General features: G+C 39.9%; 2 protein-coding genes. Both read left to right on the forward strand.

The window, feature by feature from the left end; all coding sequences use genetic code 11:
* Nucleotides 1–201 precede the first annotated feature (201 nt).
* Nucleotides 202–903: a YafY family protein gene (locus tag AB6D07_RS22990; protein WP_102579944.1), complete on the forward strand. Its 702-nt coding sequence runs from the start codon at nt 202–204 to the stop codon at nt 901–903.
* Nucleotides 904–967: 64 nt separating this feature from the next.
* Nucleotides 968–1204: glyoxalase (locus AB6D07_RS22995; protein ID WP_372126187.1), on the forward strand; the 237-nt coding region annotated here is incomplete at its 3' end.

Consider the following 1204-nt stretch of genomic DNA (forward strand, 5'->3'; position numbering starts at 1 on the left):
TGTCCAGAACCTTCATAGGTTGAATTTTTACCCGTGGCACTTTCTAGCTCAAAAGTGCCCAATTCCGTGCTTCGAGAGTCAAGGAAGTGAACTATTTAACTCAATTAAATCATTTACGTCGTCCACTCATATTTTTCTTGAACGATCAGTTGATTCGCTTTTAGTGCATTATACCTGTTCTTTATTTTATGGATTCTTGCTATGTCACGAAGTCAACGCCTCCTAGATTTACTCCAACTTCTTCGACGCTATAAATATCCAGTCTCAGCTGAGGGTCTAGCAAATAAGCTAGATGTTAGTGTAAGAACAATCTATCGAGATATAGCAACTTTGCAATCGCAAGGCGCAGAGATCGAGGGGGAAGCTGGGCTTGGTTACATTTTAAAACCGAGCTTCGATTTGCCACCGATGATGTTTAGCTTAGAAGAGCTTGAAGCCCTTAAGTTAGGAGTTGAATGGGTGGTAAAGCAAGCAAACGGAGAATTTAACGAAGCTGCCATTGATGCACTTGCTAAGATTTCAGCTGTGTTGCCTTCTGATCATGAAGCTAAGCATACTGAGAGCGTCATCAGAGTTGCTTCAATTATCAAAGCACCAAAGGTGATGGTTAAGCTGGCTGAGTTAAAAGCAACGATAAAAAAAGAGCATAAAGCAGAAATTCTTTACGAAGACGCTAAAGGTGCTATCAGCAAGAGGGTTGTGTGGCCAATACTTATAGGTATGTTTGAGCAACACAATATCTTGGTTGCATGGTGCGAAACACGGAACGATTACCGTAATTTTAGACTTGATAGAATTCAATCATTTTTACAACTTGAGCCTAAATACGAGCGTTCTCGTCATACTTTACTAACTGAATGGGAAGCTTTGGAGGGCATCGGACAAAAGTACTTTCGTTACTGACAAAAACTGTCAGTACTTGTGGTTACACTTAGTTCATCCATTTCGAAAATGAAGATTTACAACCATGTTAACTATTGATTCTATTGTTCTTTATGTTGAAAACATCCAACTCAGCATGACCTTTTATAAGAAAGTCTTTGAGTGTGAACCTAAGCTTTTATCGCCAACCTTTGCGGTAGTCGAGTTTGCTGAAAACGTAAAAATCACTCTAAAACAAACTGATACACTTACGCCAAGTAGTTTAGTTCGAGGTGGCGGGACTGAACTTTCTGTCCCTGCAATTAACAGCACCGAGTTAGAT

Source organism: Vibrio sp. 10N.239.312.C11, assembly GCF_041466065.1.
Taxonomy (GTDB): Bacteria; Pseudomonadota; Gammaproteobacteria; order Enterobacterales; family Vibrionaceae; genus Vibrio; species Vibrio tasmaniensis_A.

Coding starts and splice junctions, on each gene's coding strand:
- AB6D07_RS22990 (WP_102579944.1), top strand. CDS start 202: ATGTCACGAAGTCAACGCCTCCTAGATTTACTCCAACTTCTTCGACGC.